Raw genomic sequence first — 20,126 nt, 5'->3', positions numbered from 1 at the left:
GAGGCCGGGGCGCGCGGGCCCGCAAGCGGCCCCGGGGAAGACGGGCGTCAGCGGAACAACGAACAGGCCGCCAGATAAGTCCCGAGGTGGGCCTCCAGCGACGGCGCCAGCGGACGCGCGTAGCCGCCGCCCAGCGTGAGCACCACGGGGAGCCCGCGCTCCTTCGCCGCGCGCATCACGCGCAGGTCGCGCTCGCGCAGCCCCGCGTGGGTGAGGGACAGCCGGCCCAGGGTGTCCTCCTCCAGCGGATCCACGCCGGCCTGGAAGAAGAGCAGGTCGGCGTGGGCGGACTCCAGGACGTGGGGCAGGTGGGCGTCGAGCACGGCCAGGTACTCCGCGTCCCCCACGCCGTCCTCCAGCCCCAGGTCCAGGTGCGAGGGGTGCTTGCGGAAGGGGAAGTTGTGCTCGCCGTGCATGGAGAAGGTGAAGACGGACGGGTCGCCCGCGAAGACGGCCGCGGTGCCGTTGCCCTGGTGCACGTCCAGGTCCACCACCACCGCGCGGCGGATGGCCCCTTCGGCCTGGAGCACGCGGATGGCCACGGCGATGTCGTTGAAGACACAGAAGCCCTCCCCGTGGTCCGGGAAGGCGTGGTGCGTGCCGCCGGCCAGGTTCGCGGCGAAGCCGTCCTCCAGGGCGGCGCGGGCGGCGGCCAGGGTGCCGCCCACGGACGCGCGCGCGTTGTCCACGAGCCGCGAGGACCAGGGGAAGCCCAGCCGGCGCAGCTCCGCGTCGGTGAGGGCGCCGCCGAAGAAGGCGTCCAGGTAGCGCGGGGTGTGGACGCGCTCCAGCTCGTGGCGCTCCGCGCGGGGGGCCTCGTGGAAGGCGGTGGAAGGGAGGATGCCGCGCTCGAGCAGCAGCTCGCGCAGCACCCGGTACTTCTCCATGGGGAAGCGGTGCCCGTCGGGCAGGGGGACGAGATACCGGTCGATGTGGAAGACGCGCACGGAGGCGGGGCGTAACGCCCGTTCCGGAGGGGTGCAACCGGGGGCGTAGAACTTCCGGCGGGCCTGTCCGTTACAGGAGCAGGCGGCGCGGATGTGCCCGCCTCGCAAGCCGTCTTCCGGAGCCCACCCATGAACCTGAAGCCCCTCTCGCGGGCCGTCCTGACGGCCGCGCTCGCCACCGGTCTGTCCGCCACCTCCGCCTGGGCCGTCACGCCCGTCAGCGCGCCGCCCTCCACCGCGAAGCCCGCGGAGCAGAAGCCGACCGCGAAGGAGGCGCCCGTCAAGCCCACGAACCCCCAGGACCCGCAGGTCCAGGCGCAGGGCGCCCGGCCTGAAATCGAGGTGGCGTTCGTGCTGGACACGACGGGGTCGATGGGCGGCCTGCTGGAGGGCGCCAAGCAGAAGATCTTCTCCATCGCGTCGCGCATCGCGAAGGGCAAGCCCACGCCGCACCTGAAGGTCGCGCTGGTGGCCTACCGCGACCAGGGGGACGCGTACGTGACGAAGCGCTTCGACCTGAGCGACGACATGGACTCCATGTTCGCGGAGCTGCGCAAGCTGGACGCGAACGGGGGCGGGGACACCCCGGAGCACGTGGGCCGCGGCCTGGGCGAGGCCGTGTCGCTGCTCAAGTGGAGCCAGGACCGCGAGGTGATGAAGGTCATCTTCCTGGTGGGCGACGCGCCCCCCGCCCAGCGCGAGGCCGCCTGGGATTTCAAGATGTGGTCCAAGCGCGCGAAGGAGCGCCACATCGTGGTGAACACGGTGCGCTGCGGCGCGGACGCGAGCACCGAGGAGTCCTGGCGCTACGTGGCGAAGCTGACGGACGGCACCTTCGACTCCATCGACGCGTCGGGCGGCATGGTGGCGGTGGCCACGCCCTATGACGCGGAGCTGTCGCGGGTGAACGCGGAGCTGGCGTCCAAGACGCTCTACGGCGGCCGCGCGGAGGCCCGGGCCATGAACGTCGCCCGCGCGGAGGCGACCAAGGGCATGGCCGCGGAGGCCGTCGCGGACCGCATCAGCTACATGAAGGAGAGCCGGGGCGCGGGCAAGAGCGCCGCCAGCGCCGGGGCGGTGAGCAGCGCGCCCGCGGCCATCGCGGGCGGCGTGGACCTGCTGGAGCAGCCGGCCGCGCTCGAAACCCTCAAGGACGACGAGCTGCCCCAGGAGCTCAAGGGCCTCAAGAAGGAGGCGCGGACCGCGAAGGTGAAGCAGCTTGCCGCCGAGCGCAAGGTGCTGGAGGAGAAGGTCGCGAAGCTCGCCGCCGAGCGCGACCAGTGGCTCGCGAAGAACGCCCCCGCCAAGGAGGACGCCTTCGACGCCAACGTGATGAAGAGCGTGAAGAAGCAGGCCGCGAGCTTCGGCGTCACGTACTGAGCGCGGCTACTCGCGCGTCACCGCCCGCAGGACGACCTCCCGGCGCTGGTCCAGCAGCCGCATGGCCCAGGGCCGCGTCACGCGGTACACGCCGAAGTGGAGCACCGCGAACCCGAGGATGAAGGCCACGGACTGCCAGCCCGGTCCGTCCTTCCCCGCGGCCCGCAGCGCATGGCCAAACGGCATGCAGCCCACGCTGGCCGCGAGGATTCCCAGCATGGACGCGGTGAGGGGGATGCGGTCGCGGCGCTTGAGGCTCGCGTGGAACTTCACCGGGAAGTACAGCGACAGGAAGTTGCCCGCGGCCAGCAGCATGGGCACCACCGCCGCCACCGCGGCCATGGCGCACAGGAAGTCCACGAGCGAGCCCGCGCCGAAGTACACCCGGTAGAAGGCGCCCACCAGCACCGCCATCCCCAGCGCCGCCACGCCCTGCACCCGGTTCTTCGCGCGCAGCACGTCCGCCAGGTCCAGGGGCGCCGCCAGGAACACCGCGAAGCCGTGCCCGTCATACGCGAAGGTGTTCTGGGAGAACGTGGACGCGATGACCACCGCGCCGTAGATGCTCAGGCCGCCCATCACCCACGCGTCCGCGCTGCCGCCCAGCAGGTACACGAAGAGGTCCCGGCCGGAGAGCAGCTTCAGCAGGATGGCCAGGATGAAGGGCACCGCCGCCAGCAGCCGCGCGCGCGGGTTGCGCCACAGGTCCAGCACCTCGCGGCGCAGCAGCGTGTCGAAGCGCGAGCCCGTGGTGGCGAACGGGTCGCTGTCCTTCCCGTCCCCCCGGTCACCGCCGGAGCGGCCCCCCGCCTGACGGTGGAAGCGCATCAGGAGCGCGTACGCCACGCCCATGCCCATGGCGGTGAAGAACAAGAGCCCGAAGGCCTCCAGCATGGCGATGCCCACGCGCCCGTGGGCCAGTTGTCCCAGCCCGTCGCCGAAGAAGCCCGGGGGCACCTGGCTGAGCGCCACCGCCGCGTTGATGATGAGGCTCATGTCCAGCGCGCCCACGCCCGCCTCGCCCACGCTGGTGAGCCACGACGTGTCGATGGGCGGGATGAACGACGCGGCGACGAGGAACGCCACCATGCCGCCGCCCATGATGCGCGCGCTGTGCTTCTCCCGCAGCACGTTGATGACCGTGTACAGGCCCACCCGGCTCCACGCCGCGCAGAAGAGCGCGAACAGCACGTAGAGCACCGCCGCCAGCCACGGCGAGGCCAGCCGGTGCCGCGACGCATAGCCCACCGCCGCGCCGGTGAGGGGCGCGTAGAACACCAGCGCGCGCGGCTCGAAGAGGCTGGCCACCGTGGAGCCCATCAGCAGGCGGAACGGCGAGATGGGGAACGCCGCGTAGCGCGACAGCTCCGAGTGGTCGTCCACGCCCGCGGACAAGAGCGGCCACGTCACCCAGGTGGCGGCGGTGACGAAGCACAGCAGGTTGAGGATGAAGTACGGCCACACGTTGCTGTGCACGATGAGCGGCAGCCGCATCAGCTTGAAGAAGCTCAGCCCCAGCAGCACGCCTGGCGCGCTGGAGCCCACGAACGCGGCCACCGCGAGCAGGCGGCTTCGGCCCGGCCCCTGGTTGAGGCCCAGGTGCAGGCGCAGGCCCCAGAGCAGGAGCAGGTGCTGGAGGAAGCCGGGGACCTTCGGGCGCGGGCGGCTCACGCGGACTCCCGGCGCAGCGGCACCACGTCCGCCGCGGGCTCGCCGTAGAAGGACAGCTTCGCGTTGCGCGCGGCGGGCACGGCGATCAGCTTCTCGAACACCGCCTCCAGCGTGGACACGCCGTGGCGCTGGCGGAGCGCCTCCACCGGGCCCTGGTCCAACATGCGCCCGCCCCGGATGACGCCCGCGTGCGTGGCCAGCCGCTCGGCGATCTCCAGCACGTGCGTGGTGAGCAGCAGCGTGACGCCCCGGCGCGACAGCTCGCGCAGGAGCTCGCGGATGACGCCCGCGGCGAGCACGTCGATGCCCTCGAAGGGCTCGTCCAGCAGCACCAGCTCCGGCGCGTGGATGAGCGCCGCGGCGATGGCGAGCCTGCGCCGCATGCCCTTGGAGTACTCCGCCACCAGCGCGCCCGCCTTGTACGTGAGCTCCGTCAGCTCCAGCAGCTCCACCGCGCGCGACGCGGCCTCCGCGCCGTCCAGCCCGTACATGCGCGCGCAGAAGGTGAGGTATTGGCGGCCGGTGAGGCGCTCGAAGAGGCTCAGCTCCTCCGGCACCACGCCCACGCGCTGCTTCACCTCCAGGGGCCTGGCCACGGCGTCCACGCCGAGCATGCGGATGGTGCCCTGGTCCGGCCCGTACACGCCGGTGAGCAACGCGATGGAGGTGGACTTACCGGCGCCGTTGGGGCCGAGGAACGCGTAGAAGGCGCCCCGTGGAATCCGAAGCTCCAGGCCGTCCAGCGCGGTGAAGCTGCCGAAGCGCTTGACGAGGCCGCGGGCGTCGATGGCCAGCTCTTGGCCGGCGGGTTCAACAGGAGGGGGCGTCATGAAGGACGCCATCACACCATGCCCCGTGGGGCTGCCCACAATCCTCGGGTTGACGGATGGTGCGGCCCGCCGGGCGCTCCCCGACTCAGTGCACCATGGCCACCTCCGGCGGCCCGACGATCTGCTGCACGGTGGTGCGCACCTTGTCCAGGTCCACCGGCTTGGAGATGTAGCCGGCGGCGCCCACCAGCTCCGCCTCCCACTCGAAGCCGTAGCCGGAGATGATGATGATGGGCAGGTTGCGCGCCCGGGGCATCTTCTTGAGCGCGTCCAGCAGGCCCCAGCCGCTCATGACGGGCATGCGCAGGTCCAGCAGCACGGCGCCCGGGATGTCGTCCTCCAGCAGGTCCAGCGCCTCGCGGCCGTTCTTGGCCTCGATGGTGGCATAGCCCATCTCCTGGAGGGCATCGCAGATGAGCGTGCGGTGACTCGCGTCGTCGTCGACGACCAGGATGAAGTTCGACATGGGCTTGAGCCTCTGGAGTGGCGGCGTCTGCTTGGGGACCGCGATTCTATGGGGACGAAGATGGGAATGCCCCCCTCATTGCGGAAGGGCCTTCGTTTCTTTTCAACACTCCCCGTAGAGCGACAGCGTGTTTCCGCCCAGCACCCCCGCGAGCGCGGCCTCGTCCAGCCCCAGCCCCGCCAGCGCCCTCAGCTCCCGGTCCCACGCATAGGGGATGTTGGGGAAGTCCGTGCCGTAGAGGATGCGCTCGGGCCGGACCTCCAGCGCCTTGCGGGGGAGGGGCACGGGGAAGTAGCCGCCCACCGCCATGGTGGTGTCCAGCCAGAGCGTGTCGTGGCGCTCCAGCAGGCGCGCGTACGCGTCGAACTCGTCCGCTCCCAGGTGCGGCACGCACAGCTTGAGCGTGGGGTGATCCTTCAGCACCCGCTCCACCCGCTCCGCGGCGCAGAGTTGGTACGGATCCACCGGGTACTGGGCGCTGGAGGGCTCCCGCCCCGAGTGCATCACCAGCGGCCTGCCCGCCCGGGCGCACGCTTCGTAGAGCTCCTGCAGTGGGGGCGCGTCCGGGGCGAAGGCCTGCACGTGGCAGTGCAGCTTCACGCCCTTCAGTCCCAGGGCGAACGACTCCTCCAGGATGCCGACCGCGCCGGGCTCGCCCGGGTACACGGTGCCGAGGCCGATGACGCGGGGCTCGGCCCTGGCCACCTCCGCCATGAAGGCGTTGAGCGCGCGCGCCATGCCCGGCTTGTGGGCGTAGTGCAGGGCGACCACGCGCTCGACGCCCCGGGACAGCAGGAAGGACAGCACCTGGGGCGTGTGCAGCTTGTAACGGATGGGCCAGCCGTAGCGGTCGAACCAGCGCCACACCGCCTCGAAGACGCGGTCGGGGAACAGGTGCACGTGCGCGTCCACGACGGGCGGCAGGCCGGGGTCCACGCGGGGCCCTTCCTCGTCCGCCAGCGCGGGCATGGGCATCTGGATGCCCTGCTCCCGCCAGGTGGCGGCCGGCGAGGACGCCAGGCACGGCACCGGCGCGTCGGCGTCCTCGGGCTCCCGGGGGGCCGTCACCCTCCCGTGCCCGGTCCGGACGGCTTCTTCGCTTCGTCCTCGTCCAGGTCCAGGCGCCGCAGGTAGCTGTTGTGCGCGTAACCCTGGCGCTCCAGCCGCTGCGCCTCGATGGCGTCCGCGACCTTCGAGCACACCTGGCCGAGCATGCGCAGGGACTCGGCGATCAACCGCTCCGCGTGATCCTGCGCGTTGGCGGAGGGAATGATGGGACGGTCGCGACGGAACGGCAGGGGCAACTTCATCCGCTGGAATCTAAGGGATGCCCCCGCCGGGTGCCACGCGTCACTCCCGCCCCGTCCCCCGGCCGCCCCTCCCGGGAGGCCCGGTTCACGGAGTGTTGACAGCGCGACGCGGCATGGACCCTTCACCGCTGTTAACCGCGTTGACAGTGCTCCACTTTACATTTTGCGCCGGTCCGGCCGCCGGGGCCCCCCTGGTCACGCCCTTGAGCGGCGGCAACCCATTGGAACCACGAGGGGTTTACGAATTTTCAAACGGGGGGGATGACAGCGCGGGGATTCATCTCTACATTGCGACCGTCGGATTTCACTCAAGAGGGTGCTGCGCATGGCTTACGACGGCGAGCTTGTGAAGATGCAGAACGGTCGCTGGGCGCGGTTCCAGCGTTGCCAGGTGTACCGGCCGGGCGTGACGGACGCCGGCGAGACCATGCTCCTGATCGCGGTGGAGCTGGAGGAGCGCTACCAGCAGTTGCTCGACGAGGCGGCGGATTCCCTCGCGGAGTACCGCTCCCAGGGCGTGCCCGTGCAGGTGCGGCTGGCGCCGGACGCGCAGGGGCTCACCCTGCACCCGGAGGCCCAGGCCTCCGTCTCCGTGAACTAGTCCCCCTTCCGGGATTCCAGGCCGCTGCGTCACGGGCTTCGCGCTTCACGGCGCGAGGCCCGTCGCATTTACAGCGCTGACAGGGGCGGGCGGCCGTCCACTTTTCAACGCGCCGCGCGCCACCCGCACGGCGGGCGAATGGCGCGCTCAGTCGTGGATCTGGAAGAAGCGGGCGGCGTTGTCCCGGGTGACCCGCCGGACGATGCGCTCGGACAGCTTCGCCTTGCCCAGCAGGTTCGCCGTGCGCGCGAGCCCCAGGATGTCCCCCGCGCCGTCGCCCGCGTCCGAGTCCAGCACCAGGCGCTCGCTGCCCAGCCGCCGCACCAGGGCCACCGCCCGGTCCGCCTGGAGGGCCTCCGGGTGCAGGGTGAGGCCGGCCCAGTGGCCCACCTCCAGGATGGTCCGCACGGTGCGCGCGTTGGCGTGGTCCACCAGCGCGCGCGAGGGCGCGAGGCCCGACTGGCGCAGCAGCGTGAGGATGCGCCGCGTGTGGCGCTCCTTGTCCTTGAGCGGCGTGTGCACCACCACGCGCAGCTTGAGCTGGCGGGCCAGGGCGAGCTGCTCCAGGAAGGCCTCCTCCTCCTCCTCGCCGCCCACGTGCAGCCCCGTCTCGCCCAGGGCCACCACCCGGCCGCCCTCGAAGTAGTCCGGCAGGTGGCCCAGGACCTCCGACAGCCCCCGGCGCGGGATGCAGCGCGGGTGCACGCCCAGGGCGGCCCAGGCGCGGATGCCCAGCCGCTCCAGGCGCGGGAGCTGCTTCTCCACCAGTTGGTCGAAGTGCTGGCGCAGCGCCTTGGCCGTGGGCTCCGGGAAGTGGTGCGCCACCACCAGGGCCCGCTCCACGCCGAAGAAGCGCATGGACTCCAGGTCCTGGTCCGTCAGGGCCTCCGGGTGGAGGTGCGCATCGAAGAGCGGGATCGGCTCGGCCACGGGCAGTCGTTCTCCTTCGTCTTTCAGTCCTGGCCCGTCGCGGCGCCCTCGTTGCGCGGGTCACTGGAGGAATAGCGCAGGTGGGTGCGCGGGTCGCTGTAGACGGCCTCCGCGTCGCCCCAGGCGTCCACCCGGCGAATCTTGTGGCCCCGGGCCTCCAGCGTGGACAGCGTCGCGGGCTCCAGGCCCCACCGGTCCACCCACAGCTCGTCCGGGAGGTACTGGTGGTGCAGCCGGCCCGCGCCCACCGCGCGCGTCACGTCCATGCCGTGGTCCACCACGTTGCTGATGGCCTGGATGACGGTGGTGGGGATGGTGGAGCCGCCGGGGCTGCCCACCGCCAGCATCACCCGCCGGGGGTCCTCCTTCGTGAACACCAGCGTGGGGGACATGGAGGACAGGGGCACCTTGCCGGGCTGGATGGCGTTGGGCTCGCCGGTGACGAGCCCGTACGCGTTGGGCACGCCCGGCTGCGCGGCGAAGTCGTCCATCTCGTCGTTGAGGAGCACGCCGGTGCCCTTCGCCACCAGGCACGAGCCGAAGCTGTAGTTCACCGTGGTCGTCATCGCCACCGCGTTGCCGTCCTTGTCGATGACGGAGATGTGCGTGGTGTTCTTCTTCTCCGGCTCCGGCGTGAGCGGCCCCGCGTCCTTGCGCAGCGTGGAGGCGGGCCCGCCCGTCACCGGCGCCAGCAGCGACGCGCTGGGCGTGGCCTTCTTCGGGTCGATGCCGCCCGCCAGGTCCGCGATGTGCCCGGGCGACGTCAGCCGCTCCAGCGGCACCTGCACGAAGGCCGGGTCACCCAGGTACTTCGCGCGGTCCACGTACGCGCGCCGCACGGCCTCCACGTAGAGGTGCAGCGACTCCGGGTCGCGGTACGGCACGCCCTGCGGCCGGAGCTGCTGGAGCATGCCCAGCACCTGCACCACCGCCAGCCCGCCCGCGCTGGGCGGCGGCATGGTGAGGATGCGGTGCCCGCGGTAGGTGGTCTCCAGCGGCGTGGCCGCGCGCGTGCGGTAGTCCGTCAGGTCCTCCTGCGTGAGCAGCCCGCCCGCGTCCCGCACCGTCTTCACCAGCGCCTGGGCCACCGGGCCCGCGTAGAAGGCCTTCGCGCCGCCCTTCGCCACCCGCTCCAGCGTGCGCGCCAGGTCCGGCTGCTTGATGAGGTGCCCCAGCGGCGGCACGTCCGGCGTGCCCTGCGCGTTGGGCACAAGGAAGATGCGGGCCGCCTCCGGGTCCCGGCGCAGGCACTCCGCGCGGCCGGTGGCCATCTGCTGGTACTTGGGCGTCACCCAGAAGCCCTGCTTCGCCAGCCGGATGGCCGGGGCCAGCACCACCGCGGGCTTGAGCTTGCCGTGCCTGGACAGCAGCTCCAGGTAGCCCGCCACCGCGCCCGGCACCGCCACGCTCAGGGCGCCGTCCGTGGACAGGCCCGGCACCAGCGCGCCGTCCTTCAGGTACATGTCGCGCGAGGCGCCCTTCGGAGCCACCTCCCGGAAGTCCAGCGCCTGCGTGCCGCCCGACTTCGCGTCATGCACCAGCGCGAACCCGCCGCCGCCCACGCCGGAGTGGTAGGGGCCCACCACCGCCGCCACGAACGCCGCCGCCACCGCCGCGTCCACCGCGTTGCCGCCCCTGTCCAGCATCTGGAGCGCGGCCTCGCTCGCGGGCGGATACGCCGTGGCCACCGCACCTCCCCGGTAGGGACGTGCCGCACCCGCCTGCGCCGCCACCAGCAACACCGCGAGTCCCAGCGCGCGGAACGACTCCCGTCCCACAGCTCCCATGTGTGCTTTCCCCACCTGGATGCCTTTCCTTGTGATTTCCGGCCGTTCCCTAATGCACCATGCGCCGCGCCCGGACCAGGGTTTCAGCCAGACAACATTTTTTTCCTTGGATTGTGAGCGGAAGCGGGGCAGGCTTCCCTCATGTGCAGCGACGGGCGGTGCTCATGAGTCCTCCGAACCCCGTGGAAAACCCGGCGTCGGCCCCGACTCCGGCCTGCGCCCCGGTGCGGCTGACGACGTTCCTGAAGCCGCGCTTCGGCATCACGGTCCAATGCAACACGTTGTGTGTGGCAGTCAGCGCACGGCCCTCTCCGGACACCCCGCGATCATCTTTGACGCCCGGGCGCGGTTGACGAGTTGATCGGCGGTCCCTAATTCTCCGCCGCATATGACAGCTCTGGCGGCGGTTGTGCTGTGCGCGGGCAAGGGCACGCGGATGAAGTCGGAGAAGGCGAAGGTCCTTCACCCCATCCTCGGCCGTCCCCTCTGCGCCTATCCCTTGAAGCGGGCCCTGGAACTGGGCGCCACGCACGTGGTGCCGGTGGTGGGCCACCAGGCGTCGGAGGTGGAGAAGTCCATCCGCGCCCACTTCCCGGACGCGCCCCTGCGCTTCGCGCTCCAGAAGGAGCAGCGGGGCACCGCGGACGCGGTGAAGGCGGCGCAAGACGCGCTCAAGGGCCATGACGGCCGCGTGCTCATCCTCTACGGAGACGTGCCGCTCCTGCGCAAGGAGACGCTCCAGGCGCTGCTCGCCGCGCACGACGCCGCGGGCGGGGCGCTGGCGCTGGTGTCCACCACGCTGGAAGACCCCACCGGCTACGGCCGCGTCATCCGCGAGGCCGGCAAGGTGGAGCGCATCGTGGAGCACAAGGACTGCACCCCGGAGCAGCGCGCGGTGAAGGAGTGCAACGCGGGCATCTACTCCGTGGACGCGGCCTTCCTCTGGAAGGCGCTGGCCGAAATCAAGCCCGTCAACGCGCAGGGCGAGTACTACCTCACCGACCTGGTGGAGATGGCCGCGAAGCTGGGCCCCGTGGGCGCGGTGGACGCGGACGCCACGGAGACCGCGGGCGTGAACGACAAGGTGGAGCTGGCGGCGCGCGCCCGCGTCCTCCAGCAGCGCATCAACGAAGCCCACATGCGCGCGGGCGTGTCCATCCAGGACCCGGCCACCGCGTACATCGAAGAGGGCATCACCATCGGCACCGACACGGAAATCGGCCCCAGCGTGTCGCTGATGGCCGGCACCGTCATCGGCAAGGGCGTCATCATTGGCCAGGGCAGCGTGCTCACGGCCTCCCACGTCGCGGATGGCACCCACATCAAGCCCTACTCCGTGCTGGAGGAGGCGCGTGTGGGCGAGCGTTGCATCATCGGGCCGTTCTCCCGGCTGCGCCCCGCCACGGAGTTGGCAGAGGAAGTGCATCTGGGGAACTTCGTGGAGACGAAGAAGGCCCGCATCGGCAAGGGCAGCAAGGCCAACCACCTGACCTACCTGGGCGACGCGAACATCGGCGCGGGCTGCAACATCGGCGCGGGGACCATCACCTGTAACTATGACGGGGTGAACAAGCACCTGACCGAGCTGGGCGATGGCGTCTTCATCGGCTCGGACAGTCAGTTGGTGGCGCCGGTGAAGGTGGGGGACGGCGGGTATGTCGGCGCGGGCACCACGGTGACGAAAAATGTGCCTCCTGGGAGCCTCGCTGTGTCCCGTGCGCCGCAGGTGGTGAAGGAGGGGTGGGTGGCGGCCAAGAAGGCACGGCAGGTGAAGGTGAAGGCTGGTTAGCAAGAGTGCTCGCCTGCTGCTCGGTCGGCGGGGCGGGGTTGGGCGTGTTGGGCGTGAACGGGTTGCCCGTGGTTTGCTCCGGCGGCCGCGGGACGAGAAAGAGGCAGGAAGAACATGTGCGGGATTGTTGGCTACGTCGGTGACAAGGAATCTGCTCCCATCCTGGTGTCGGGCCTGAAGAAGCTCGAGTACCGGGGCTATGACTCCGCGGGCGTCGCGGTGGTCGGCGGCAACCAGCTCAACGTGGTGCGCGCCACGGGCAAGCTGCGCAACCTGGAGAACCGCGTGGTGCAGGACCTGCCCAGGGGCACCACCGGCATCGGCCACACGCGCTGGGCCACGCACGGCCGTCCCTCCGACGAGAACGCCCACCCGCACACGTACAAGAACGTCGCGGTGGTGCACAACGGCATCATCGAGAACCACCTGGCGCTCAAGGCGGAGCTGCGCGCGCGCGGCCACGTCTTCTCCTCGGAGACGGACTCTGAAGTCTTCGCGCACCTCATCTCCGCGGAGGTGGAGCGCGGCGTGGACCTGCCGGACGCCGTCCGCGCGGCCATCAAGCAGGTGAAGGGCACCTACGGCCTGGTGGTGGTGTGCGCCAACGACCCGGGCCGCATCGTGTGCACGAAGGACGCGTCGCCCATGGTGCTGGGCCTGGGCGAGGGCCAGAACTTCGTGGCCAGCGACGTGCCCGCGCTGCTCGAGCACACCCGTGACTTCGTCTACATGGAGGAGGGCGACCTGGCGGTCGTCACCGCGGCGAAGGTCGACATCTTCAACCGCGACGGGAAGCTGGTGAACCGCCCCACGCGCCGCATCGACTGGACGCCGATGATGGCGGAGAAGGGCGGTTACAAGCACTTCATGCACAAGGAGATCCACGAGCAGCCCCGCGCCATCGCGGACACGCTGCGCGGCCGGATGCTCCTGACGGAAGGCGACGTCCACTTCGAGACCTGGAACCTCACGCCGGAGCAGGTCCAGTCCTTCACCAAGGTCACCATCCTGGCCTGCGGCACGTCCTGGCACTCGGGCGTGGCCGGCAAGCACATGATCGAGTCCCTGGCGCGGCTGCCGGTGGAGGTGGAGCTGGCCAGCGAGTTCCGCTACCGCGACCCCATCGTGGAGAAGAGCCACCTGGTCATCGCCATCAGCCAGTCCGGCGAGACGGCGGACACGCTCGCGGCCTTCAAGGAGGCCAAGCGGCTGGGCGCGCACACCATGGCCATCTGCAACGTCATCGGCAGCGCGATGACGCGTGAGGCGAACCTGCACGTCCTCACCAACGCGGGCCCGGAGATCGGCGTCGCGTCCACCAAGGCGTTCACCACGCAGCTCGTCACGCTGTACCTGCTGGCGGTGAAGCTGGGCCGCATGCGCGGCACGCTGTCCGTGGCGGGCGCGCAGGAGCACCTGACGCACCTGACCCAGGTGCCGAAGATGATCGAGGACGTCCTCAAGTGCGAGCCGCAGGTGAAGCGCGTGGCGCGCGAGTTCATGAACGCGCAGGACTTCCTCTTCCTCGGCCGCGGCCCCATGCACCCGGTGGCGCTGGAGGGCGCGCTCAAGCTGAAGGAGATTTCCTACATCCACGCGGAGGGCTACGCGGGCGGTGAGATGAAGCACGGCCCCATCGCGCTCATCGACGAGAAGATGCCCGTCGTGGTCATCGCGCCGAAGCAGCCGCACATCGCCTACGAGAAGATCATCGGCAACATCGAGGAGGTCCGCGCGCGCGGCGGCAAGGTCATCGCCATCCTCGACGAGGACGACAACCAGGCGGACACCCTGGCCGACCACGTCATCCGCATCCCCGCCGCCTGCGCGCTGCTCGCGCCGGTGGTGGCCACCATCCCGCTGCAGCTCCTCGCGTACCACGTGGCGGAGATGCGCGGGAACGACGTGGACCAGCCGCGCAACCTGGCCAAGAGCGTGACCGTCGAGTAGCGCTGCACGGCCTCCAGGCTCCAGGCCTGGACGCGAAAGAGCCCGGACTCCCTTCACGGGGGCCCGGGCTTCTTCGTTTGCCGGCGCTACTGCTCGTCCGCCAGCTCCAGGAGCACCTCCAGGTCCGCGGCGGCGTCCAGCGACTCCAACAGCTCCAGGTTCTCCACCACCTCGCGGTCCTCGTCGGTGAGCGGAGGCTGGGGGCGGCGGGCTTCGGTCGGCACGGGAGTGGCCTCCGGGTGCGCGGCCTTCGCGGGCGCGGGGACCTCTTCCGTCCGCGGGGGCGGCGGGGGCTGCTGGGCGGACGCGGGCGCGGCGGCCGCGAGCGCGAACAGCAGCAGCCAGCAGGGCGCGGGGCTCACGGGTTGCGCCGCCTTTCGCGCAGCCGCTCGCGTGCCTCCTGTCGCTGCTCCTGGGACATCCGCCGCCAGCGGCGCATGTTCTCCAGCATCTGCTCGCGGCGCTCCGGGTGCTCCTTGAGGTAGGCGCGCATCCGCTCGCGCAGCTCCGCGCGGCGCTCCGGGGTGAGGCCGCGCAGCTCGCGCACCTGCTCACGCACCGCCTGCCGCTCCTGGGGCGACAGCTTCTGGAAGTCGCGCAGGTTGCTCCTCAGCCGCGCGCGCTCCTCCGGGGGCAGTTGCCGCCAGCGCTGGAGGTTCGCGCGCACGCGGGCCTGCTCGTCCGGGGACATGGCCTTGAACTCGCGCAGCTTCGCGCGCAGGGCCTCCTTCTGCTCCGGCGGGAGCTTCTCGAAGCGCTCCGCGGCGGTGGGCGCGGGGGCGTTGGCGGCCCGGGCGGACGTGCCGAGGAACAGCGCCACCGCCAGCACGCCAGCGGTCATCCTTCCCAGCATCACGGCACCCCCAGTTCGTGGAGGCTCTCGACGACCTCCAGGTCTTCGGAGCTGTCCAGCCCCAGCACTTCGTAGTCCTCGACCAGCTCCAGGTTCGCCGCCACCTCCAGCGCGCCCGGGTCCCACTCCTCCAGCGCGGGCGCCTCCACGCGCGTGCGCCCGGCGACGAGCAGCGTCAGCACCACCGCGGCGCCCAGGCCGGCGGAGGGCACGAGCACGCCGGGCCTCAACAGGTGCGCGAACCGCTCGCGCCAGGTGGGCGGCAGCGCGTCCACGCGCGCCAGCAACTCGCGCCGGGCGGAGGGGGAGGGCGTGAAGGCGGGCAGCTCCGCCATCCGCGCCACCGTGAGGCGCAGGAGCCGCTCCGTGCCCTGGCACTCGGCGCAGGTGGCCAGGTGGGCCTCCACGCGCGCGCGGTGCGGGGGCGGCAGCTCCCCGTCCACCCAGGCCGTCAGGTCTTCCTCGAACGCACAGCTCATGCCCGACTCCTCGCGGGCACGGTGCCCGCCTGCAACGCTTCAATCCTGCGCGCCACCGCCAGGGTGGCCCGGTGGATGAGGCTCTTCACGGCGGCCTCGCTCGCCTCCAGCGCCTCGGCGATGTCCCGGTACGCCATGCCCTCGAAGCGGCACATGGTGAACGCGGCCCGCTCGCGGTCGCTCAGGTCCTTCAGGGCCTGGCCCACCGCCGCCTCCAGCTCCCGGCCGCTCAACGCCTGGTCGGGCCGGTCTCCGTCGGGCCCTGGCATCCGCATCGCTCCCGCGTCGTCCTCCGCCGGGGCCTCCGCCGTGAGGCGCGCCACGCGGTACTCCCCGCGCCGCATCTCATTGAGGCAGTGGTTCGTCGCCACCCGGAAGAGGAACGTCTTGAACTTCGCCGTGGGCTTGTAGGAGCGCGCGTGGCGGTAGAGCTTCACGAAGATGTCCTGCGTGAGCTCCTCCGCCCGCGCCGCGTCCCCCACGAAGCGGAACGCGAAGCGCGCCACGCTCGCGTGGTGCCGGTCGAAGAGCCAGGCGAACGCCTGCTTGTCGCCCGCCGCCACCTTCAGCATCGCCTGCGTGTCCGGGTCCCAATCCATCCGTGAGGCCAGAAACCCCGTTGCCCGCTGGAAGTTGCGGGCGGGCCCCACTTTGAACCCCACGCCGCGCCCCGGTTACAGTTTCGCCACCGTGTCCGATGCTTTCCGCCCACGTTCGCGCACACCGGCTCCCCACCCGGCGGGAGAGGCGGAGTCCCCGTCGGACCTGGCGGCCTGGGAGCCCGCGTCGGAGCCCCTGGCGCAGGGCGGCACGCCCACCCCGCCCACGGACTCGCCGCTGCCCATGTACCTGCTGGCGCAGCAGGCCCGGCGGGCGCAGGGGGACGAACAGAAGCGCCTGGCCTGGAACCTCAACCAGCTCCTGGAGGAGCTGGGGGCGCGGGGCGGGGGCCGGCCGGAGGCGGACGCCTTCCACCGGCTGCTGGAGGGCGGCAACCTGGACGGGCTGGTGGACTCGGACGGGCGCTCCTGCCGGGCCACGGCGGTGGAGTCCCTGCTGGCCCTGGGCTTCCCCTACGCGCTGGAGGTGCGCCCGGAGGACCTGGAGCACCTCAAGAACGCCCCCGTCCCCGGCGCGCGGCTGACGCCCCCCAGGGGCGGGCCCTTCCCGGCCCTGGCGGTGGGGCTGGGGGCGCTGGCGCTCCAGGTGGTGCTGGGGCTCACGGGCGTCGTCGTGCCCGGCGGGCTGCTCATCCTGCAGGGGCTCCTGACCCTGCTGTCCCTGGCCGTGCTGACGGTTGCCTCCGTGGGCTCTCCCCTGTATCGCGGAGCCCTGGCGCTGCTGACGGTGGTGTCCGGGCTCGGGTTGGGGATGGTGCTGGTGCCAGAGGTTCCGGCGGGTTGGGTGGCCGGACTGGGCGGGCTGGTGGCCGCCTTCCTGGCTGCCCTGCGCAAGAGCTGACCGCCAGGACCCGAAACGGATGTCAGGGGGGTGGACTAGGGTCTACCCATCGCGTACTAAAAGCGCGTTCAGGTGGACCGGGGTGGTCCACTCTTCCAAGGAGCGACGAGAAATGGCCGTGAATCAGGAGAAGGAAAAGGCGATCGAGCTGGCGCTGGCGGCGGTGGAGCGTCAGTTCGGCAAGGGTTCCATCATGCGGCTCGGCAACGACGAGCCCATGATGAAGGACGTCCAGGCCATTTCGACGGGGTCCACTTCGCTCGACATCGCCCTGGGCGTGGGCGGTGTCCCGCGCGGGCGCATCATCGAAATCTTCGGGCCGGAGTCCTCCGGCAAGACGACGCTGTGTCTCCACATCGTCGCGGAGGCGCAGAAGAAGGGCGGCGTGTGCGGCTACATCGACGCGGAGCACGCGATGGACGTGGGCTACGCGCGCAAGCTGGGCGTGCGCACGGACGACCTGCTCCTGTCCCAGCCGGACACCGGTGAGCAGGGCCTCGAAATCGCGGAGATGCTCGTGCGCTCCGGCGCCATCGACGTGCTGGTGGTGGACTCGGTGGCCGCGCTCGTGCCGAAGGCGGAACTGGAAGGCGAGATGGGCGACGCGCACATGGGCGTGCAGGCCCGCCTCATGAGCCAGGCGCTGCGCAAGCTCACGGGCACCATCTCCAAGAGCCAGACGTGCGTCATCTTCATCAACCAGATCCGCATGAAGATTGGCGTGATGTTCGGCAACCCGGAGACGACCACGGGCGGCAACGCGCTGAAGTTCTACGCGTCGCAGCGCATGGACATCCGCCGCGTGGGCGCCATCAAGAACGGCGAGAACGTGGTGGGCAGCCGCACCCGCGTGAAGGTCGTGAAGAACAAGGTGGCGCCGCCGTTCAAGGAAGTCGAATTCGACATCATGTACGGCGCGGGCATCTCGAAGGAGGGCGACCTCATCGACCTGGCCTCCAACGAGAACATCATCGAGAAGAGCGGGAGCTGGTTCTCCTTCAAGGGAGAGCGCATCGGCCAGGGCCGGGAGAACGCGAAGGAGTACCTGCGCGAGCACCCGGAGACCTACAAGGAGATCGAGGGCCTGGTGCTGGAGAAGTACGGCATCGGCAAGGCGGCCGGTGCGGCGGCCCCCGCGGCGGAAGCAAGCGAGCCGGCGGAGGGCGAGAAGCGCCCGCGCGTGAAGGCCGTGAAGTAGTCCGCGAAGCGTTTCGCGAGCGCAGCCCGCCGCGCACCTCCGGGGGGAGCGGCGCGGCGGGTGAAGCAGAAGGGGGCCGGTCTCCAGCGATGGGGCCGGCCCCTTTTTCTTCACCGTGAGAGGGATTGGAGGTCGTGACGCGCGCGGTCATCACCGGGCTGTCGCCGGGATGTTTCGTGTGGAGGGAGGAGGGCCTCTAGACTTCGCGGGCCGGGAGCCCCTTCACCCCTGCTTCCCGCGGGAGTCCATCGCCTTGTTCAACCCCTTCAAACGCCGCACGTTCCTGCAAGCCGTGGTCGCCGTCGCGGCGACGACGACCTTTGGATGCTCCGACGACGACTCGACGCAGCCGTCGGAGGGTTCGCCCTACTTCCCGCAGTCGCTGGCGTCGGGGGATCCGCGTCCGGACAGCGTGGTGTTGTGGGTGCGCGTGGAGGACAAGGACCGCGCCGGGTCGGACCTGCCGTTGCGGCTGGAGGTCTCCCCGACGGAGGACTTCAAGACGCTGGTGCTGGACAAGACGGACCTGACGGCGCGGGCGGAGCATGACCACGCGCTGAAGGTGAAGGTCACCGGGCTGTCCGCGCGCACGACGTACTACTACCGCTTCTCCTACGAGAAGGACGGCCAGCGGCACACCACGCGCACCGGGCGCACGCGCACCGCGCCCGCGGCGGGGGATGACGTGCCGGTGAAGTTCGTCTTCGCGAGCTGCCAGGACTTCATTGGCCGCTACTACAACGCCTGGCAGCGGCTGTTGCAGTTGGACGCGGACCTGGACTTCGTGGTGTTCCTGGGGGACTACGTCTACGAGACGACGGGCGACACGTCCTTCCAGTCTGGCGACGGCGGCCGGGCCGTGCGCTTCAGCGCGCCGGACGAGGCGCTGCCGCAGGGCTCGGGGCTCACCGCGTTCCTGGCGGCGAACTCGCTGTCCAACTACCGCGACCTGTACAAGACGACCCGCTCGGACCGGCAGTTGCAGGGCGTGCACGAGCGCTACCCGTTCATCATCGTCTGGGACGACCACGAGTTCTCCGACGACTGCTGGCAGGACGTGGCCACGTACGAGGACGGCAAGCGGGACGAGACGCAGCGGGACCGCAAGCTCAACGCGGAGCAGGCCTTCCTGGAGTACATCCCGCTGGACACGGCGCAGTCGGCCGCGGGCGCCATCGACGTGGGCAGCGAGCCGCGCTTCCCCAACTCGCGCATCTACCGTGACTTCGAGTACGGCAAGCACCTGAAGCTGCTGGTGACGGACTACCGCAGCTACCGGCCGGACCACCTCATCCCGGAGGACGCCTATCCGGGCGGCGTGGTGCTGGACCAGACGCTGCTGGGCGCGGCGCTCCAGGGCCAGCCGGACGCGGTGAAGGCCACGTTCCAGACGGACACGTTCGCGTACGTGAACATCGACGACGCGGCGTACGCGAACCAGAAGCAGGTGCTGCTGGGCGTGTACCTGAGCCAGGCGAAGGCGGCGGGCCTGACGGACGCGGAGGCCGCGCAGAAGGCCGGCAAGTGGGTGGCCGGGCCGGTGGCGCTCTACTACGTGAACCAGGTGCTGGCGGCGGTGAACAAGTCGCTGGTGATTCCGCCCGCGGACAAGCCCCGGGGCCTGGCGTACGCGCACATGGGCAAGGCGGCGCTCTTCAACATCCAGGGCTCGCGCTACGTGGTGGTGAAGGACACGTTCGACCTGTTCGCGGCGGTGAAGTACCAGCTCTCCCAGGGCAAGAGCGAGGACGTGTTCGGCCCGGACCAGGAGGCGTGGTTCAACCAGACCCTCACCACGGCGACGAACACCTGGAAGATGGTGGTGAGCTCCACGTCGCTGTCGGCGCTCATCTGGGACTTCCGGCAGCAGGCGGACATCACGGACCCGACGCTGCGCCAGCGCTTCTACTTCAGCGTGGACCAGTGGGACGGCTTCCCCACGAAGAAGAAGGTGATGCTCAACACGCTGAAGGCCGCGGGCGTGACGAACACGCTGTTCATCTCCGGGGACATCCACGCGTCGTTCGCGTCGGTGGAGGAGGGCGTGCCCACGCTGACGGCGCCGGCCATCACCTCCGGCTCCATCAAGAGCCTGGCCAGCCTGGCGCTGATTGGCGCGGGCTACGCCACGGGGGCGCCGGTGTACCAGCACGCCGTCGTGGAGATGGAGAAGACGCTGATGGCGTCCAACCCGGGCCTGCGCTTCGCGGACGCGGACTCGCACGGCTTCGTGCTGGTGGAGGTGAATGGGGACGAGACGCTCGCCACCTTCCACCTCATCCCCGCCGGAGAGGTGGCCAAGGACTACTCCAAGCGCGCGGACAGCGACCTGGAGGCGAAGTTCACCGCGAAGACCTTCCGCGTGAAGAACAGCGACATCCAGCCGGCCTGAGCCGGAGGGACGTGATGTGAAGGAGCGGGCCGCGTGGGGGCACTCCCCGCGCGGCCCTTTTCATTGGGGGACGTGAGAGCGG

At 70.8% G+C, this 20,126-nt stretch carries 19 protein-coding genes; 7 read left to right on the top strand and 12 right to left on the bottom strand.

Going from position 1 to position 20,126, the window contains the following annotated elements; translation table 11 throughout:
- Positions 1–47: 47 nt before the first annotated feature.
- Entirely contained in the window at positions 48–947 is a 900-nt protein-coding gene (locus tag K8556_RS17695) for a histone deacetylase (RefSeq protein WP_223741251.1), read from the bottom strand.
- A 129-nt stretch (positions 948–1,076) separates the two neighbouring features.
- Between K8556_RS17695 and K8556_RS17690 the strand changes: the two genes are divergently transcribed.
- On the top strand, positions 1,077–2,327 hold the full coding sequence (locus K8556_RS17690; protein ID WP_223741250.1) for a VWA domain-containing protein: 1,251 nt from the start codon (positions 1,077–1,079) through the stop codon (positions 2,325–2,327).
- A 6-nt stretch (positions 2,328–2,333) separates the two neighbouring features.
- Here K8556_RS17690 and K8556_RS17685 read toward each other — a convergent pair whose 3' ends face one another.
- The 5 genes from K8556_RS17685 to K8556_RS17665 form a co-directional block, all read right to left on the bottom strand.
- On the bottom strand, positions 2,334–3,998 hold the full coding sequence (locus K8556_RS17685; RefSeq protein WP_223741249.1) for a hypothetical protein: 1,665 nt from the start codon (positions 3,996–3,998) through the stop codon (positions 2,334–2,336).
- Positions 3,995–4,828 (bottom strand): ABC transporter ATP-binding protein, encoded by an 834-nt coding sequence (locus tag K8556_RS17680; protein ID WP_223741248.1) that lies wholly within the window; start codon positions 4,826–4,828, stop codon positions 3,995–3,997. The genes K8556_RS17685 and K8556_RS17680 overlap by 4 nt, the downstream gene beginning before the upstream one ends.
- An 85-nt stretch (positions 4,829–4,913) precedes the next feature.
- Positions 4,914–5,294, bottom strand: a complete 381-nt coding sequence (locus K8556_RS17675) for a response regulator (RefSeq protein WP_014394116.1) — start codon at positions 5,292–5,294, stop codon at positions 4,914–4,916.
- Positions 5,295–5,396: 102 nt separating this feature from the next.
- Entirely contained in the window at positions 5,397–6,362 is a 966-nt protein-coding gene (locus tag K8556_RS17670; RefSeq protein WP_223741247.1) for an amidohydrolase family protein, read from the bottom strand.
- Entirely contained in the window at positions 6,359–6,604 is a 246-nt protein-coding gene (locus tag K8556_RS17665) for a hypothetical protein (protein ID WP_223741246.1), read from the bottom strand. Before K8556_RS17665 ends, K8556_RS17670 begins: the two co-directional genes overlap by 4 nt.
- A 325-nt stretch (positions 6,605–6,929) precedes the next feature.
- Here K8556_RS17665 and K8556_RS17660 point away from each other — a divergent pair, with 325 nt between their 5' ends.
- Entirely contained in the window at positions 6,930–7,205 is a 276-nt protein-coding gene (locus K8556_RS17660; protein WP_120561800.1) for a hypothetical protein, read from the top strand.
- Positions 7,206–7,352: 147 nt separating this feature from the next.
- Here K8556_RS17660 and K8556_RS17655 read toward each other — a convergent pair whose 3' ends face one another.
- Together K8556_RS17655 and ggt are read right to left on the bottom strand one after the other, a co-directional pair.
- The gene (locus tag K8556_RS17655; protein ID WP_223741245.1) at positions 7,353–8,135 is read right to left on the bottom strand and encodes a TatD family hydrolase; all 783 of its coding nucleotides are present in this window, start codon (positions 8,133–8,135) and stop codon (positions 7,353–7,355) included.
- Between the two features lie 23 nt (positions 8,136–8,158).
- Positions 8,159–9,922 carry a gamma-glutamyltransferase gene (ggt, locus tag K8556_RS17650; protein ID WP_223741244.1) on the bottom strand — a complete coding sequence of 588 codons (1,764 nt, stop codon included), beginning with the start codon at positions 9,920–9,922 and terminating at the stop codon, positions 8,159–8,161.
- Positions 9,923–10,310: 388 nt separating this feature from the next.
- On the opposite strand from ggt, the gene glmU reads away from it, so the two are divergent.
- Entirely contained in the window at positions 10,311–11,711 is a 1,401-nt protein-coding gene (gene glmU, locus K8556_RS17645; protein WP_223741243.1) for a bifunctional UDP-N-acetylglucosamine diphosphorylase/glucosamine-1-phosphate N-acetyltransferase GlmU, read from the top strand.
- A gap of 114 nt (positions 11,712–11,825) precedes the next feature.
- Positions 11,826–13,661, top strand: coding sequence for a glutamine--fructose-6-phosphate transaminase (isomerizing) (gene glmS / locus K8556_RS17640; RefSeq protein WP_223741242.1), 1,836 nt, complete (start codon positions 11,826–11,828; stop codon positions 13,659–13,661).
- Positions 13,662–13,747: 86 nt separating this feature from the next.
- Here the strand turns inward: glmS and K8556_RS17635 are convergent, their stop codons facing one another.
- Genes K8556_RS17635 through K8556_RS17620 form a run of 4 tightly spaced genes read right to left on the bottom strand, consistent with a single transcriptional unit; the run spans position 13,748 to position 15,592 of the window.
- Positions 13,748–14,023, bottom strand: coding sequence for a hypothetical protein (locus K8556_RS17635; protein WP_223741241.1), 276 nt, complete (start codon positions 14,021–14,023; stop codon positions 13,748–13,750).
- Positions 14,020–14,502 carry a DUF3106 domain-containing protein gene (locus tag K8556_RS17630; RefSeq protein ID WP_223741240.1) on the bottom strand — a complete coding sequence of 161 codons (483 nt, stop codon included), beginning with the start codon at positions 14,500–14,502 and terminating at the stop codon, positions 14,020–14,022. The genes K8556_RS17635 and K8556_RS17630 overlap by 4 nt, the downstream gene beginning before the upstream one ends.
- A gap of 11 nt (positions 14,503–14,513) precedes the next feature.
- Positions 14,514–14,993 (bottom strand): anti-sigma factor, encoded by a 480-nt coding sequence (locus K8556_RS17625; protein WP_223741239.1) that lies wholly within the window; start codon positions 14,991–14,993, stop codon positions 14,514–14,516.
- Positions 14,990–15,592: an RNA polymerase sigma factor gene (locus K8556_RS17620; protein ID WP_223741238.1), complete on the bottom strand. Its 603-nt coding sequence runs from the start codon at positions 15,590–15,592 to the stop codon at positions 14,990–14,992. Before K8556_RS17620 ends, K8556_RS17625 begins: the two co-directional genes overlap by 4 nt.
- Before the next feature lie 91 nt (positions 15,593–15,683).
- On the opposite strand from K8556_RS17620, the gene K8556_RS17615 reads away from it, so the two are divergent.
- The 3 genes from K8556_RS17615 (at position 15,684) to K8556_RS17605 (ending at position 20,044) form a co-directional block, all read left to right on the top strand.
- Entirely contained in the window at positions 15,684–16,454 is a 771-nt protein-coding gene (locus K8556_RS17615) for a hypothetical protein (protein WP_223741237.1), read from the top strand.
- 112 nt (positions 16,455–16,566) lie between these two features.
- Positions 16,567–17,652 (top strand): recombinase RecA, encoded by a 1,086-nt coding sequence (gene recA / locus K8556_RS17610; RefSeq protein ID WP_223741236.1) that lies wholly within the window; start codon positions 16,567–16,569, stop codon positions 17,650–17,652.
- A gap of 253 nt (positions 17,653–17,905) precedes the next feature.
- Positions 17,906–20,044 (top strand): alkaline phosphatase, encoded by a 2,139-nt coding sequence (locus K8556_RS17605; protein ID WP_370639937.1) that lies wholly within the window; start codon positions 17,906–17,908, stop codon positions 20,042–20,044.
- Positions 20,045–20,126 lie beyond the last annotated feature (82 nt).

This window comes from Corallococcus sp. AS-1-12, assembly GCF_020036995.1.
Taxonomy (GTDB): Bacteria; Myxococcota; Myxococcia; order Myxococcales; family Myxococcaceae; genus Corallococcus.
The sequence above is the reverse complement of the archived record's forward strand: the minus strand, read 5'-3'. Positions and strand labels throughout refer to the sequence as shown.